Below are 14,797 nucleotides of genomic sequence, written 5' to 3'. Positions count from 1 at the left end.
GGGCGAGGGGGAGGGGTGCGTTGTGGTTCATGCCGCGGAGATTCCCGCCCCGGGCGGGTCCCCTAACCGCTGTTACCGTCCCGTCGGCAAATCCGGACAAGACAGCACTAAAGTACGGCCGTTCGATGGCCGATAGCCCGCGCTCGCGGGCCCGCCCGGCCGGGTCCGGAGGCGGCGCCCCCGGACCCGGCCCGCGGCGGCCGCTACCCGGCGGCGGCGTCGCAGGCCTGCGCGCGCAGCGCCCGGGCCAGGTCGTCGCGGGACTCCAGCACGAGCCGCCGCAGCGCCGGCGCGGCGTCCCCGTGCGCGGACAGCCAGGCGTCCGTGGCCTCCAGCGTCGCCGCGTCGTCCTGGAGCGCGGGGTACATGCCCCGGACGACGTGCATGCCGATCTGGATGGAGCGCTCGGCCCAGATCCGCTCGATCACCTCGAAGTAGCGGTCGGTGTACGCGGCCAGCAGGGCCCGCTGCGAGGACTGCTGCATCCCGTCGATGGTCGCCTCCACCAGCGCGTTCGACAGGGCGTCCGACTCGACGACCGCCGCCCACGCCTGGTCCTTGACCGCCGCCGACGGGCGCGCCGCGAGGCAGCGCACCTGGTGCCGCTTGCCCGACGCCGTGTCGTCCCGCGCCAGCTCGGCGTTGACCGCGGCCTCGTCGACCGCGCCGTGCGCGGCCAGCGGCAGCAGGAAGTCCCAGCGCAGCTCCTGGTCCACCTCCAGCCCGTCGATGCGCGCGGTCCCGTCCAGCAGCCCCAGCAGCAGCTGGAAGTCGCCCTCGGTCGCCGCGGCGGCCGCGAAGAACCGGGCCCAGGTCAGCTGGTGCTCCGAGCCCGGCTCGGCCAGCCGCAGCTCCCGCAGCGCGGCGGCCGCCAGCTCCCGGCCGCCCTGCTCGCGCCAGGCGGGTGCCGCGTAGTGCGTGAGGGCGGCCAGCGCCTGGGAGTGCACCATCTGGACGACGCCGACATCGCCCTCCCGGCCCGCGTGCGCCGTCACCAGTGCGATGAAGTCGCGGGCGGGCATGAGCCCGTCCCGGGTCAGGTTCCAGGCCGCGGACCAGCACAGGGCCCGCGCCAGCGGGTCCGTGATGTCGCCGAGCCGGTTCCGCAGGGTCGTGAGGGACCGCTCGTCGAAGCGGACCTTGCAGTAGGTGAGGTCGTCGTCGTTGACGAGGACGAGGTCGGGCCGCTCCCGGCCGGCCAGCTCCGGAACCGCCGTCCGGGCGCCCGCGACGTCCGCCTCGGCCTGCGCGTAGCGGACGAGCGAGCCGCCCTCCAGCCGGTACAGGCCCACCGCGATCCGGTGCGGGCGCAGCTCGCCGCCCTCCTGGACGACGGCCAGTTCGGCGAGCCGGCCCTCCTCCCCGAGGACCGGCTCCGGGGTCAGCACGTTCACGCCGGCCGTCTGCAGCCAGGCCCGGGACCACTCGGCCATGTCCCGCCCGGACACCTCGCCGAGCACCGACAGCAGGTCGGCCAGGGTGGTGTTGCCGTAGGCGTTCGCCTTGAAGTAGCGGCGGGCCCCCTCCAGGAACGCCTCCCGGCCCACGTACGCCACGAGCTGCTTCAGGACGGCCGCGCCCTTGGCGTAGGTGATGCCGTCGAAGTTGAGCTTGGCGTCCTCCAGGTCGCGGATGTCGGCCGTGATCGGGTGCGTGGACGGCAGCTGGTCGGCGCGGTAGGCCCAGGCCTTGCGGCTGTTGGCGAAGGTCACCCACGCCTGGTCGAAGCGGGTCGCCTCCACCTGCGAGAAGGTGCCCATGAAGTCCGCGAAGGACTCCTTCAGCCACAGGTCGTCCCACCACTTCATGGTGACGAGGTCGCCGAACCACATGTGGGCCATCTCGTGGAGCACCGTGTTGCAGCGGCGCTCGTACGCCGCCCGGGTGACCTTGCCGCGGAAGACGTACTCCTCCCGGAAGGTGACCATGCCCGGGTTCTCCATGGCGCCCAGGTTGTACTCGGGGACGAAGGCCTGGTCGTACTTCCCGAAGGGGTACGGGTAGTCGAAGTGCTCGTGGAAGAAGTCGAAGCCCTGCTTGGTGACGCGGAAGACCTCCTCCGCGTCGAAGTGCTTGGCGAGCCCCTTGCGGCACATCGCACCCAGCGGGATCTCCAGGTCCCCGCGGGTGTAGGTGTCCGTCACGTAGTGGTAGGGGCCGGCGACGACGCAGGTGATGTACGTCGAGATCGGCTTGGTCTCGGCGAACCGGCGGGTCGCGCCCTCGCGGGAGACCTCCGCGCCGTTGCTCCACACGTGCCAGCCCTCGGGCGCGGCCACCTCGAAGCGGTAGGGCGCCTTCAGGTCGGGCTGCTCGAAATTGGCGTACACCCGCCGGGCGTCCGCCGGCTCGTACTGCGTGTAGAGGTAGACCTCGCCGTCCTCCGGGTCGACGAACCGGTGCATGCCCTCGCCCGTCCGGCTGTACGCGCAGTTCGCGTCGACGACGAGGACGTTCTCGGACTCCAGGCCCTCCAGCGCGATCCGGGCTCCGTCGAAGACGGCCGCCGGATCCAGCGGGCGCCCGTTGAGGGTGACGGAGTTCACGGACGGCGCGACCAGGTCCGCGAAGGACGACGACCCGGGCACGGCGGCGCGGAAGCGGATCGTCGACACCGAGCGGAAGGTCCGCGGCCCCTCGGCCGGTTCGGCGGCGTCCACGGCCGAGCGGAGGTCGAGGGCGACCTCGTAGCCGTCGACGGACAGCAGTTCCGCCCGCTCGCGGGCTTCCTCGCGGGACAGATTCTCTCCTGGCACGTGCACTCCTTCGTGCGGGCTCGCGATACCTGATCGAATCCTCCCACGCGGGAATGCGCACGGACGCGGCCCGGTTGGCCAGGAGGAACATGACCAGAGAAGCGTTATCCGCCCCAAGGAGAGACATGGCCGACACCCAGGTGCGCGAGAAGACCCCGGTCGACTTCTGGTTCGACCCGCTCTGCCCCTGGGCCTGGATGACCTCCCGCTGGATGCTGGAGGTCGAGAAGGTCCGCGACGTCGAGGTCCGCTGGCACGTGATGAGCCTCGCCGTCCTGAACGAGCACCGCCTCGAGGAACTCCCCGAGCGCTACCGGGAGATCGTCGGCCCCAAGGGCTGGGCGCCCGTGCGCGTCGTCATCGCCGCCCAGCAGAAGCACGGCGACGAGGTCACCGGCAAGCTCTACACCGCGCTCGGCACCCGCATCCACAACCAGGACCTCGGCGCGACCCGCGAGGTCATCGCCGCCGCGCTGGACGAGGTCGGCCTGCCCGCCGAGCTGATCCGCTTCGCCGACTCCGACGAGTACGACGAGGTGCTGCGCGAATCCCACAACAACGGCATCGAGCGCGTCGGCCAGGAGGTCGGCACCCCGGTGATCTCCGTGCCCGGAGCCGACGGCAAGGACGTCGCCTTCTTCGGTCCGGTCGTCACCCCGGCCCCGCGCGGCGAGGCGGCCGCCCGGCTGTGGGACGGCACCCTGCTCGTCGCCTCCACCCCGGGCTTCTACGAGATCAAGCGCACCCGCACCGAGGGCCCGCGCTTCGACTGACGCACCCCCGGCGCGCCACGCGGCAGACCCCCGTGAGTCACGTCCTCACGGGGGTCTGCCGTTGGAAACGCCCGGTCGCGAAGGTTGAGAAGACGATCACGAGGCGGGCGGCCCGGGAGCCGCGATCAGCCCTTGACGGGGATCAGCAGCGGGGTGTTGGCCTTGGCGTCGGTGTAGCGCTTGGCGACGTCCTGCCAGTTGACGACGTTCCACATCGCCTCGATGAAGTCCACCTTCTGGTTCTTGTACTGCAGGTAGAAGGCGTGCTCCCAGGCGTCGAAGACCAGGATGGGCACGGAGCCCTGGCCGACGTTGCCCTGGTGGTCGTAGATCTGCTCGACGATCAGGCGGCCGCTGACGGGCTCGTAGGCGAGGACGCCCCAGCCGGAGCCCTGCGTCGCGGAGGACGCGAAGGTCAGCTGCTTCTTGAACCGGGCGAAGGAGCCGAAGGACTCGGTGATGGCGTCCGCCAGCTCGCCCAGGCCGTCGGCCGCGGTCGGCTCGCCGCCGCCCTCGCCGGTCTTCGGGCTGGCCATGTTGTGCCAGTAGATGCTGTGGAGGATGTGGCCGGAGAGGTGGAACGCGAGGTTCTTCTCCAGGCCGTTCAGCGCGCCCCAGTTCTCCTTGTCGCGCGCCTCCTCCAGCTGCTCCAGCGTGTCGTTGGCTCCCTTGACGTACGCCGCGTGGTGCTTGTCGTGGTGCAGCTCGATGATCTGCGGGTTGATCACCGGCTCGAGAGCCGAGTACTCGTACGGAAGCTCGGGAAGCGTGTAGATGGCCATGCGTGTGATCCGGTCCCCTCAGCGTGCCAACTGCTATTGCAATCAATGCGCAACTGCACGCTAGCAGTATCTATTCCAGCTCTCACGTAAGGGTCGCCTCTGTGAAAGCGCAGGCGGGCCCCGTGCGCCTGCACGGGGCCCGCCTGCGAACGGGGGAACGGGGCGTCAGCCGCGGGACGTCCGCCGACGCTGCATCAGGAAGCCGGTGGCGGCGAGGAACACGGCGAGTCCGCCGGTGAAGGCGACCTGCACCCGTGTGTCGGGGTTCCAGGCCATCAGCACCAGCACCCCCGCGACGCCCGCGATCGCCGCCCACGTCAGATACGGGAAGCACCACATGCGCACGGCGAGTCGCGCCGGGTCCTCGCGCTCCGTCCGGCGGCGCAGCACCAGCTGCGAGACGGCGGTGAAGCCCCAGACGACGAGGATCACCCCGCCGACCATGTTCAGCAGCCAGGCGAACAGGGTGTCCGGGTACCAGTACGACAGCAGCACCGTCGTGAAGCCGAAGCCGCAGGAGGCGAGCACCGCGCGCCGCGGCACCCCTCCGCTGACGTTGCCGAGGGCGCGGGGCCCCTGGCCGCGGGAGACGAGGGAGTAGGCCATCCGGGAGGAGCCGTAGATGTTCGCGTTCATCGCGGACAGCAGCGCGACGAGGACGACCGCGTTCATGACCTCGCCGGCGGCGGGGATGCCCAGGTGGTCGAGGGTGGCGGCGTACGGGCCCTGCTCGGTCACCTTCGGGTCGTCCCACGGCAGCAGCGTGACCACGACCAGCATCGAGCCGACGTAGACGACCGCGATCCGCCACATGGTGGTCCGCACCGCCTTCGCCACGCCGCGCACCGGGTCGTCGGACTCGGCGGCCGCGATGGTGACCGTCTCCAGGCCGCCGTAGGCGACGACCGAGGCCAGCACGCCGACGAGCAGGCCGTCGACGCCGCCCGGCAGGAACCCGCCCTCGGGCAGCAGGTTGGCGGTGCCGGGGGAGGAGGTGCCCGGCAGCAGGCCGAGGACCGCGAGCACGCCCAGGCCCAGGAACAGGGCGATCGCGCCGATCTTCAGGGCGGCGAACCAGAACTCGAACTCGCCGAAGCCGGCGACGGCGGCCAGGTTGGCCCCGCAGAAGAGGGCCATGAAGGCCAGCACCCACGCCCATGACGGGGTACCCGGGAACCAGCCGGTCATGATGTGCGCCGCGCCGATCGCCTCGATGGCCACGCCCACGCACAGCAGCGTCCAGAACATCCAGCCGGCCGTGAACCCGGCCCAGGGACCGATCGCCCGCTCCGCGTGCACCGAGAAGGAGCCGGAGGCGGGGTTCGCCGCGGACATCTCGCCGAGCATCCGCATCACGAGCATCACGAGGAGCCCGGACAGGGCGTACGCGACCACGATCGCCGGGCCGGCCGCCGCGACGCCGGCCCCGGAGCCGACGAACAGGCCGGCGCCGATGACGCCGCCGAGCGCGATCATCGACAGGTGGCGCTGCCGGAGGCCGTTGCCGAGGGGGGCGTCCGCCGGCGGCTGCTGCCCGGCGGTGGGCGGTGCGGGGGGTGGGGTGGTGCGCTGACTCATGCCGGCCAGTCTGCCGAGCGTCCGATAGTCGGACGTTTTTCGTCCGCTATTCGGACGTGCGGCTCACGGGTTGTGATCATCCGGTCGCACGCCCCTTTCCGCACCGCCGACGGCAGCGGGCCCGGGACATGAAGTCCCGGGCCCGCGAGGTCCCGTGCCCGGCTCACCGCCGCGGGCGCGCTCCCGCCCTCAGCCGGCCGCGTCCCCGGCGCGCCGCGCGCGCAGCTCCCGCACCCAGGCCACGACCAGCACCGCGGCGGCCGCGCCGGAGGACCACAGCAGCTGCGACCGCGCCCCCTCGTCGAACAGCATCAGCACCAGCACGGCAGCCATCCCCAGCAGCGCCGCCCACGTCAGGTAGGGGAAGCACCACATCCGCAGCGTCAGCCGCTCCGGCATGTCCCGCTCCAGCTGCCGGCGCAGCCGCAGCTGCGACACCGCGATCAGCGCCCACACGAACAGCAGCACCGCGCCGACCGCGTTCAGCATGTACAGGAACACCGTGTCCGGCCACAGCAGGTTCAGCACCACCGAGGCGAACCCGAAGGACACCGAGGCGAAGACGGCCCGGCGCGGCACCCCGCCCGGCGACACCTTCAGCAGCGCCGTCGGCGCCTCGCCGCGCTCGGCCAGCGAGAACACCATGCGGGAGGACCCGTACAGGTTGGCGTTCAGCGCCGACAGCAGCGCCACGAAGACCACGATGTTCATGATCTGGCCCGCGGCGGGGATCCCGATGGAGTCCAGCACCGCCACGTACGGGCTCTGGCCCGGCGTCAGCGAGTCCCACGGCAGCAGCGTCACCACGACCAGCATCGAGCCGACGTAGAAGAAGAGGATGCGCCACACCGCGCTGCGCACCGCGCGGGCCACCGAGCGGGCCGGGTCGTCGGACTCGGCGGCCGCGATGGTGACGACCTCCAGGCCGCCGAACGCGAAGATGACGGCCAGCATGCCGGCGACCACGCCCCCGGCCCCCTGCGGGAAGAACCCGCCCTGGCCCGTCAGGTTGGCCAGGCCCACCGGGTCCGTGTCCGGCAGCAGCCCGAAGATCGCGAGCGTGCCCAGGACCAGGAAGAGGACGATCGCCCCGACCTTCAGGGCCGCGAACCAGAACTCGAACTCGCCGAAGTTCTTCACCGCGGCGAGGTTGGCCACGGTGAAGACCACCATGAAGACGAGCACCCACACCCACTGGTCCACCGCCGGCACCCAGCCGTTGGCGATCTTCGCGGCGCCTGTCGCCTCCACGGCCAGCACCACCACCAGCAGGAACCAGTACAGCCAGCCGGCCGAGAAGCCCGCCCAGCGGCCCAGCGCCCGCTCCGCGTACACGGAGAAGGAACCGGAGGCGGGCAGCGCCGCGGACATCTCGCCGAGCGCGCGCATCACCAGCATGGCCAGCGCGCCCGCGAGCAGGTACGAGCAGATGATCGCCGGTCCGGCGACGGCGATGCCGGCGCCGGATCCGACGAACAGGCCCGCCCCGATCACCCCGCCGAGGCCCAGCATGGTCAGGTGGCGCTGCTTGAGGCTGTGGCTCAGGGGTTCCGCGGGCAGCTCGCCCGCGCGTGGAGGAGTGTCGGGCAGACGGTCGCGCATGAGGGGAGGCTCGTACTCTCGGCTCGGCAGCGGCGGTTGGGCCCCGCACGGGTGATTGGCGGGACCCTACAGTCTCGCCGTTCGGCGCCCATCCGCGCAAAACGGATGTGTGGAGTGAACTGACCCGTGATGAGCATCACGGTCCCCCGGGTGTGAACCGGGGACTTTGTGCGATCCCGACCAAACGGGGGAGTGGGGCTTTGTCCCGGGCAGCGGTGGGGTCCCGCGGGGGCGCGCATTAGCGTCGGTGATCGTCCCGTCACCCTCATCCCCGCGGAGCCTCCCGATGAGCACTGCATCCGTTTCCGTCCGCCCCGGCACCGTCCTCGCCGACCTGCTGCCCGCGAGCCGCGTCCGCGACATCGCGCTCGTCGCCGGCGGGGCCGCCCTGACCGGGCTGGCCGCGCAGATCGCGGTGCCCGTCCCCGGCTCCCCGGTCCCGGTCACCGGCCAGACGTTCGCCGCGCTGCTCGTCGGCACCGCCCTCGGCGCCCGCCTCGGCTTCCTCTCCCTCGCGGCGTACGCGCTCGCCGGCGCCGCCGGAGTGCCGTGGTTCGCGAACGGCACCTCCGGTGCGTTCGGAGCCTCCTTCGGCTACGTCCTCGGCATGCTGCTCGCCGCCACGGTCGTCGGCGCCCTGGCCCGCCGCGGCGCCGACCGCTCCGTGCTGCGCACGGCCGGTGCGATGGCGCTCGGCTCGGCCCTGATCTACGCGGTGGGCGTGCCGTACCTGGCGCTGTCGACCGGCATGTCCCTCGGCGCGGCGGTCGCGGCGGGCCTGACCCCGTTCCTGGTCGGCGACGCCCTGAAGGCGGCGCTGGCGATGGGCCTGCTGCCCGCCGCCTGGAAGCTGGCCGGCCGCTCCTGAAGCCGGAGCCGCCGGCAGCGGCCCGGAAACGGGGCAGCCCCGGACCTGCGCGGTGCGCGGTCCGGGGCTGCTGCCGTCTGCGGCCCCAGCGGGCCGGGCGTCAGCCCTGGACGGCGGCCTTGCGGCGGCGGACGTCGCGCACCACGCCGATCGCGATGACGACCGCGGCGACGAGCACCGACAGCGACACGACCTCGCGGTTGCCGTCGTCGTAGAACATGTAGCCCAGGACGAAGACGATCATCGCGGCGGTGGCGTACGTCAGATACGGGAAGAGCCACATCTTCACCGTCAGCTTCTCCGGGGCCTCGGCCACCAGGATCTTGCGCATGCGCAGCTGGGTCAGGCAGATGACCAGCCACACGAACAGCGCGATCGCGCCGGAGGAGTTCAGCAGGAAGCTGAAGACGGTGTCCGGGTTCGTGTAGTTGAACACGACGGCGACGAAGCCGAAGACGGTGGAGCCCAGGATGGCGGCGGTGGGCACGCCCTTCTTGTTGACCTTGGCGAAGGACTTCGGGGCCTCGCCGCGCTCGCCGAGGGAGAACGCCATGCGGGAGGCGGTGTACAGACCCGAGTTCAGGCAGGACAGCACGGCCGTCAGCACGATGAAGTTCATGATCTGGCCCGCGGCCGGGATGCCGATGGAGTCCAGGGCGGCGACGTAGGAGCCCTTCTCCACGATCGACTTGTCGTTCCACGGCAGCAGCGTCAGGACGACGAAGATCGAGCCGAGGTAGAAGACGGCGATGCGCCAGATGACCGAGTTGGTGGCCTTGGTGACGGCGCGGCGCGGGTCCTCGGACTCGCCGGCGGCCAGCGTGACGATCTCGCTGCCCATGAAGGAGAAGACGACCATCAGCACACCGGTCAGGATCGAGCCCCAGCCGTTCGGCATGAAGCCGCCGGTGTCCGTGAGGTGGGCGAAGCCCGCACCCGGGTTGTCCGAGCCCGGCAGCACGCCGAAGACGGCCAGCATGCCGATGACGACGAACGCGCCGATCGCGACGACCTTGATGCCGGCGAACCAGAACTCGAACTCGCCGTACGAGGCGACGGAGCCGAGGTTGGTGGCGGTCAGGACGGCCATCACGATCAGGGCCCAGGCCCACTGCGGGACGGCGGGGATCCAGCTCTCGAGGATGACGGCGCCGGCGGTCGCCTCGACGGCGAGGACGACGACCCAGAAGAACCAGTAGAGCCAGCCGATGGAGAAGCCGGCCCAGCGGCCCAGCGCCCGGTCGGCGTAGGCGGAGAAGGAGCCGGAGTTCGGGCTGGCCGCGGCCATCTCGCCGAGCATCCGCATCACGAAGACGACCATCGCGCCGACGAGCGCGTAGGAGATCAGGATGGCGGGACCGGCCTTGGCTATGCCGCCGGCGGAGCCGACGAAGAGTCCTGCGCCGATGACGCCGCCGATGGCGATCATGGAAAGGTGGCGGTTCTTGAGACCGGCCTTGAGACCGTCGTTGGGCGTGGCGTCGCCGGGGTTACCGGAGGGGTCGCCTGCCTTCCGAAGGGTCGTCGTGGTGCTCATGGACGATTCCTTAGGTTCTCGGGTTGCGAGTTCTGGCATTCAAGCCCGAGATGCCTCCGGCCGGAAGAGCCGCGTCCGGATCGTTGCCATGGGACCAAGGTCCGGGACCTTGGTCCCACCCTGTCTCATCTGCGTTCTTTGGGTTTACTTGAGCTTTAGAAGTGACTTACGCGACACCCGGTACGGGCCTCGCGGGCCGCTCGTGACACACTCGTCCCATGCGCGTGTACCTCGGATCCGACCATGCCGGCTTTGAGCTGAAGAACCACCTGGTGGACTGGCTCAAGAACAACGGCCACGAGCCCGTCGACTGCGGGCCCCACATCTACGACGCCGTGGACGACTACCCGCCGTTCTGCCTGCGCGCCGCGGAGAGGACCGCCGCCGACGAGGGCAGCCTCGGCATCGTGATCGGCGGCTCCGGCAACGGCGAGCAGATCGCCGCCAACAAGGTCAAGGGCGTCCGTGCCGTCCTCGCCTGGAGCGTGGAGACCGCGAAGCTGGGCCGCGAGCACAACAACGCCAACGTCATCTCCGTCGGCGGCCGCATGCACACCCAGGACGAGGCCACCTCCTTCATCGAGGCCTTCCTGGCGACCCCGTACTCCGGCGAAGAGCGCCACACCCGCCGCATCGACATGCTCTCCGCCTACGAGCAGACCGGCGAGCTCCCGCCCATCCCGGCCCACCACCCGCAGGACCAGTAGCAGCCGCCGTGCCGCCGGATCCGCGGGGTCCGGCGGCACTGCCGTTCCCGCGGCGGGCGCGGCGCCGGCCGACCCGAGGAGAGCAGCAGTGCCCGAGGGGCATACGATCCACCGCCTCGCCCAGGACCACACCGAGCGGTTCGCAGGCCGGCCCGTCCGGGTGAGCAGCCCGCAGGGCCGGTTCGCCGAGAGCGCCGCCCTGCTCGACGGCCGCCGGCTGGAGAGCGCCGAGGCGCACGGCAAGCACCTCTTCCTGGAGCTCGGCGACGCCTGGATCCACATCCACCTCGGCCTCTTCGGCAAGCTCGGCTTCGGACCCGCCCCCGCACCCCCCGCCGCCGACACCGTCCGGCTCCGACTGGCGAACGACGAGCACTTCGCCGACCTGCGCGGCCCGACGGCATGCGCCCTCGTCGGCGACGCCGAGAAGCAGGCGGTGCACGACCGGCTCGGCCCCGACCCGCTGCGCCCCGACGACGACCCCGACCGCGCCTGGCAGCGGATATCGCGCTCCCGCACCACCATCGCGGCGCTCCTGATGGACCAGAAGGTCGTCGCCGGCGTCGGCAACGTCTACCGCGCCGAGGTGCTCTTCCGGCACGGAGTGGACCCGTACCGGCTCGGCAGGGACGTCCGCCGAGCCGAATGGGACGCCATGTGGGCCGACCTCGCCGTGCTCATGCGCGAGGGCGTGCGAAACAACCGGATCGACACCGTCCGCGAGGAGCACACGCCCGAGGCGATGGGCCGTCCGCCGCGCGTCGACGACCACGGCGGCGAGGTGTACGTCTACCGGCGGGCGCACATGCCCTGCCACGTCTGCGGGAGCGCCATCCGCACCGCGGGCCTCGCCGCGCGCAACCTCTTCTGGTGCCCGGGCTGCCAGACCCGCTGAAAGCGGCAGCCCCAGCCGGGGTGCGGCCGGGACCGGTCAGAAGCCGTGCGGCAGCCAGGGCGCCACGTCCGAGGCGAACGCCCGCGAGGCCGCCGCGAGCGTCCCCGGCCGCCGCTCCCGCACCCGCCCCGCCTCCGCCAGCGCGGTCAGCGCGACCCCGCCGAGGTACGCCGCCGCCAGCTCCCGCACCGACAGCTCCAGGTCCGCCGGGTCCTCCGTCCGCTCGCAGCGGACCGGCCCCCGCCCGTCCGCGGCCAGCCGCCACCGGCCCGCGTTCCACGGGCAGAACGCGTCCGCCACCTCCAGCACCACGTCCAGCGGAGCCGCGTAGGCACGCGCCGCGAGCGCCCGCGGCAGGTCCACCAGCCGCACGTACAGGGAGTCCCGCAGGGTCGGCAGCGCCCGCCGCGGGTCGCTGACCAGGTGCAGCAGCGGATCGTCGACCGGCCGCCTGCGGGCCCGCACCATCGATGTCAGGTCGATCCCGAACAGATAGCGCCAGAGCGCGGCCCCCGCCGCCGGGTCCAGCGCGTCCAGATCCCGCACCTCGACCTCGCCGCACGGCCCGGCCGCGTTCCACTCCGGCTTGACCCGGTACCGGGCGTACCCCGCGACCGAGCCGTCCGCCCGCTCCGCCACCACACACGACAGAGGGGACGCCCCGTCCCGGCTGCCCGGCGGGTCCAGCAGCGCCTGCCGCTCCCAGCCCGGCTGCCGCGCGAGCATGCCGGGACGCCGCGCGACGAGCTGCGCGTACACCCGCTCGCAGTCGCCGAGCGCCTTCTCCGGATCGGCCAGGCGCAGCCGCACCCCGTCCGCCCCCGGCGGAACCGACAGCGCCACCCGTGAGGTGTCGACGGCCACCCCCAGCTCGTACGCGGCGGCGGCGTAGCCGAAACGCCCGTAGATCGCCGGCTCCGAGGCCGTCAGCACCGCCACCGGCTCACCGCCCGCGCGGACGTCGTCGAGCTGCCGGCGCATCAGCGAGGTCAGGACGCCGCGGCGGCGGTGCGTCGGCGCGACGCCCACCATCGTCACGCCCGCCGCCGGCACCAGCCCCCCGCCCGGCACCGACAGCCGGAACGTGAACGCGCCCGCCGAGCCCACGCACACCTGCCCGTCCCAGACGCCGAGCGACCGCTCGGCCTCCGTCAGGGCCCGGTACAGCTCCCGCTCCTGGCGGGACTCCGCCACCCCGCCGAAGGCCAGCTCAAGGTGGTCGTACCAGACATCCCACTCATCCGACCGCAAGATGCGCATCTCAAGAGTCATGTGCTCATCCTTACCAGTGGCATCCATCACGGTCTAAGGCTTTTCCGCCGACCCGCGCACCCGCCCGCGCCGCCGCCGCAGTCCGCCCCGACTCCCGCAGGAGCAGCGGCCGTCGGCGCCGTCCGGGCCCGCCCGGCGCCGCAGCCGAGCGGAGCGGACCGGTCCGGGGGTACCCCTGCGCGCACACAGCCGGGATGGATAGGGTCCCGAGGGACATGGCCGGAGCAGGTGTGGAGACGCTCAGGGCCCGGACGCGCAGGGCGTGGCACCGGGCCCGCACAGCGCTGCGCAAATCCGCCGTCGACTACTTCCGCGGCGACGCCTCCGACTGGCTCGCCTTCGCCGGGCTGTTCGCCACCGTCCCCGCCATCGCCTGCGGCACCCTCGTGCTCCCCGTGTGGTTCTCGCCCGCCGCCCTCGTCCTGCCCATCGTCGCGGGCGGTCTGCTGCTGCGCCCCGCGAGCCTCCTCGCCCTGTACGCCGCCTCCGCCGCCGCCCTCATCGTCGAATCCCTCGTCCTCGGCCCCTACACCCTCGGCCCCGCCCGGGTCACCCCCGGCACGGTCCTCGTCGTGGCCGCCTGCGGCTTCTTCGGCCTCGTCATCGCCCAGTTCCGGAGCCGCGTCGGCGTCCCCTGGAGACGCGGCGGCACCATGCTCTTCGACCTCCGCGAACGCATCCGCGTCCAGAGCAAGCTCCCCGCCCTGCCCCGCGGCTGGCACCAGGAGATGGCCCTCCGCCCGGCCGGCGGCCAGTCCTTCTCCGGCGACTTCGTCGTCGCCGCCCGCACCAACGGCGGCCGCACCCTCGAAGTCGTCCTCACCGACGTCTCCGGCAAGGGCATGGAAGCCGGCTCCCGCGCCCTGCTGCTCTCCGGCGCCTTCGGCGGCCTCCTCGGCGCCCTCCCCCCGCACGGCTTCCTGCCCGCCGCCAACGGCTACCTGCTGCGCCAGGACTGGGACGAGGGCTTCGCCACCTCCGTCCACCTCGTCCTCGACCTCGAAACCGGCGACTACGAACTCCTGTCCGCCGGCCACCTGCCCGCCCTCCAGCTCTGCGCCGGAACCGGCCGCTGGCAGGAGAAGACCGGAGAAGGGCCGCTCCTCGGCGTCTACGACGGCGCCGAGTTCGCACCCGCCCGCGGGCGGCTGCGCCCCGGCGACGTCCTGATGCTCTTCACCGACGGGCTCGTCGAGACCGCCGACCGCGACATCGGCGAAGGCATCGACCGCCTCACCGGCGAAGCCGACCGGTACGTCGCCGCCGGCTGGCAGGGCGCCGCCTGGCACCTCATCGAGAAGGTCGCCAAGGACGTCAACGACGACCGCGCCCTCCTCCTCATCCGCCGCTCGCCCTGACCCCCGTACGGCGGCGGGGACTTCCCGCGGCAGCGCGGCCGCCGTGACGAACCCCGCCCCTCCGGTCCGCGACCCCGCAGGCCCGCCTCGGCCCGCGGAACGCAGGCCCGCCTTGGCCCGCGCCACGCCGGCCCGCCTCGGCCCGCGGAACGCAGGCCCGCCACGGCCCGCCACGGCCCGCCTCGGCCCGCCGGACGCTGGCCCGTCTTGGCCCGCGCCACGCTGGCCCGTCTTGGCCCGCGGAACGCCGGCCCGCCTTGGCCCACACCACGCCGGCCCGCCTCGGCCCGCCGGACGCTGGCCCGCCTCGGCCCGCGGAACGCCGGCCCGCCTTGGCCTGCGCCACGCTGGCCCGCCATGGCCTGCGGAAACGCAGGCCCGCTCGCCCAGCCCGCCCCGGCGGCACCCGGGCCACGGGCGTCGACGAGAACGCGCGGCTCGCCGGCGGCGGCGCCCCGCGGCCCGCATGCGCCCGCGCCGCCGGAGGCATCCCGCCCGCCGACCGGGCCGCCTCAACCGCCCGCGCAGGCGGCGCCGTTGTGCCCGAGCGGCGCCACGCCTCCCCCCGCACGCCTGCCGGGGCCGATCGGCGCGGACCGGCCACCGGGCGCCGATTGGCCCGCCCGCCGCCCGCCCCCGGGCCCTACGGTGCCGCCCATGGACCACACC

General features: G+C 72.8%; 11 protein-coding genes. 5 read left to right on the top strand and 6 right to left on the bottom strand.

Features of this window, described 5'->3' with window-relative positions; all coding sequences use genetic code 11:
• Positions 1-203: 203 nt before the first annotated feature.
• A complete protein-coding gene (pepN, locus tag EF903_RS16365; RefSeq protein WP_125543971.1) occupies positions 204-2,756 on the bottom strand; it encodes an aminopeptidase N in 2,553 nt (850 codons plus the stop codon).
• A 125-nt stretch (positions 2,757-2,881) separates the two neighbouring features.
• On the opposite strand from pepN, the gene EF903_RS16360 reads away from it, so the two are divergent.
• Positions 2,882-3,529 carry a DsbA family protein gene (locus EF903_RS16360; protein WP_125543970.1) on the top strand — a complete coding sequence of 216 codons (648 nt, stop codon included), beginning with the start codon at positions 2,882-2,884 and terminating at the stop codon, positions 3,527-3,529.
• A 125-nt stretch (positions 3,530-3,654) separates the two neighbouring features.
• On the opposite strand, the gene EF903_RS16355 is transcribed toward EF903_RS16360, so the two are convergent.
• The 3 genes from EF903_RS16355 to EF903_RS16345 all read right to left on the bottom strand — a co-directional run bounded on the left by EF903_RS16355 (position 3,655) and on the right by EF903_RS16345 (position 7,491).
• Positions 3,655-4,311 (bottom strand): superoxide dismutase, encoded by a 657-nt coding sequence (locus EF903_RS16355; RefSeq protein ID WP_125543969.1) that lies wholly within the window; start codon positions 4,309-4,311, stop codon positions 3,655-3,657.
• Positions 4,312-4,476: 165 nt separating this feature from the next.
• The gene (locus EF903_RS16350; RefSeq protein ID WP_125543968.1) at positions 4,477-5,889 is read right to left on the bottom strand and encodes an amino acid permease; all 1,413 of its coding nucleotides are present in this window, start codon (positions 5,887-5,889) and stop codon (positions 4,477-4,479) included.
• 189 nt (positions 5,890-6,078) lie between these two features.
• Positions 6,079-7,491 carry an amino acid permease gene (locus EF903_RS16345; RefSeq protein ID WP_125543967.1) on the bottom strand — a complete coding sequence of 471 codons (1,413 nt, stop codon included), beginning with the start codon at positions 7,489-7,491 and terminating at the stop codon, positions 6,079-6,081.
• Between the two features lie 286 nt (positions 7,492-7,777).
• On the opposite strand from EF903_RS16345, the gene EF903_RS16340 reads away from it, so the two are divergent.
• Positions 7,778-8,359 carry a biotin transporter BioY gene (locus EF903_RS16340; RefSeq protein ID WP_125543966.1) on the top strand — a complete coding sequence of 194 codons (582 nt, stop codon included), beginning with the start codon at positions 7,778-7,780 and terminating at the stop codon, positions 8,357-8,359.
• Between the two features lie 100 nt (positions 8,360-8,459).
• Here EF903_RS16340 and EF903_RS16335 read toward each other — a convergent pair whose 3' ends face one another.
• Positions 8,460-9,896 (bottom strand): amino acid permease, encoded by a 1,437-nt coding sequence (locus EF903_RS16335; RefSeq protein WP_125543965.1) that lies wholly within the window; start codon positions 9,894-9,896, stop codon positions 8,460-8,462.
• Between the two features lie 218 nt (positions 9,897-10,114).
• Here EF903_RS16335 and EF903_RS16330 point away from each other — a divergent pair, with 218 nt between their 5' ends.
• Entirely contained in the window at positions 10,115-10,603 is a 489-nt protein-coding gene (locus EF903_RS16330; RefSeq protein WP_125543964.1) for a ribose-5-phosphate isomerase, read from the top strand.
• Positions 10,604-10,691: 88 nt separating this feature from the next.
• Positions 10,692-11,498 carry an Fpg/Nei family DNA glycosylase gene (locus EF903_RS16325; RefSeq protein ID WP_125543963.1) on the top strand — a complete coding sequence of 269 codons (807 nt, stop codon included), beginning with the start codon at positions 10,692-10,694 and terminating at the stop codon, positions 11,496-11,498.
• Positions 11,499-11,534: 36 nt separating this feature from the next.
• Here EF903_RS16325 and EF903_RS16320 read toward each other — a convergent pair whose 3' ends face one another.
• Positions 11,535-12,770 (bottom strand): GNAT family N-acetyltransferase, encoded by a 1,236-nt coding sequence (locus EF903_RS16320; protein WP_125543962.1) that lies wholly within the window; start codon positions 12,768-12,770, stop codon positions 11,535-11,537.
• Between the two features lie 215 nt (positions 12,771-12,985).
• Here EF903_RS16320 and EF903_RS16315 point away from each other — a divergent pair, with 215 nt between their 5' ends.
• Positions 12,986-14,128, top strand: a complete 1,143-nt coding sequence (locus EF903_RS16315; RefSeq protein WP_125543961.1) for a PP2C family protein-serine/threonine phosphatase — start codon at positions 12,986-12,988, stop codon at positions 14,126-14,128.
• Positions 14,129-14,797: the final 669 nt, after the last annotated feature.

The sequence above is a fragment of the Streptomyces sp. WAC05292 genome (genome assembly GCF_003949955.1).
GTDB lineage: Bacteria > Actinomycetota > Actinomycetes > Streptomycetales > Streptomycetaceae > Streptomyces > Streptomyces globosus.
The sequence above is the reverse complement of the archived record's forward strand: the minus strand, read 5'-3'. Positions and strand labels throughout refer to the sequence as shown.

Excerpts from the sequence above, each read along its gene's own strand:
- EF903_RS16360 (WP_125543970.1), top strand. The coding sequence starts at position 2,882 with ATGGCCGACACCCAGGTGCGCGAGAAGACCCCGGTCGACTTCTGGTTC.
- EF903_RS16355 (WP_125543969.1), bottom strand. The coding sequence starts at position 4,311 with ATGGCCATCTACACGCTTCCCGAGCTTCCGTACGAGTACTCGGCTCTC.
- EF903_RS16350 (WP_125543968.1), bottom strand. The coding sequence starts at position 5,889 with ATGAGTCAGCGCACCACCCCACCCCCCGCACCGCCCACCGCCGGGCAG.
- EF903_RS16345 (WP_125543967.1), bottom strand. The coding sequence starts at position 7,491 with ATGCGCGACCGTCTGCCCGACACTCCTCCACGCGCGGGCGAGCTGCCC.
- EF903_RS16340 (WP_125543966.1), top strand. The coding sequence starts at position 7,778 with ATGAGCACTGCATCCGTTTCCGTCCGCCCCGGCACCGTCCTCGCCGAC.
- EF903_RS16335 (WP_125543965.1), bottom strand. The coding sequence starts at position 9,896 with ATGAGCACCACGACGACCCTTCGGAAGGCAGGCGACCCCTCCGGTAAC.
- EF903_RS16330 (WP_125543964.1), top strand. The coding sequence starts at position 10,115 with ATGCGCGTGTACCTCGGATCCGACCATGCCGGCTTTGAGCTGAAGAAC.
- EF903_RS16320 (WP_125543962.1), bottom strand. The coding sequence starts at position 12,770 with ATGACTCTTGAGATGCGCATCTTGCGGTCGGATGAGTGGGATGTCTGG.
- EF903_RS16315 (WP_125543961.1), top strand. The coding sequence starts at position 12,986 with ATGGCCGGAGCAGGTGTGGAGACGCTCAGGGCCCGGACGCGCAGGGCG.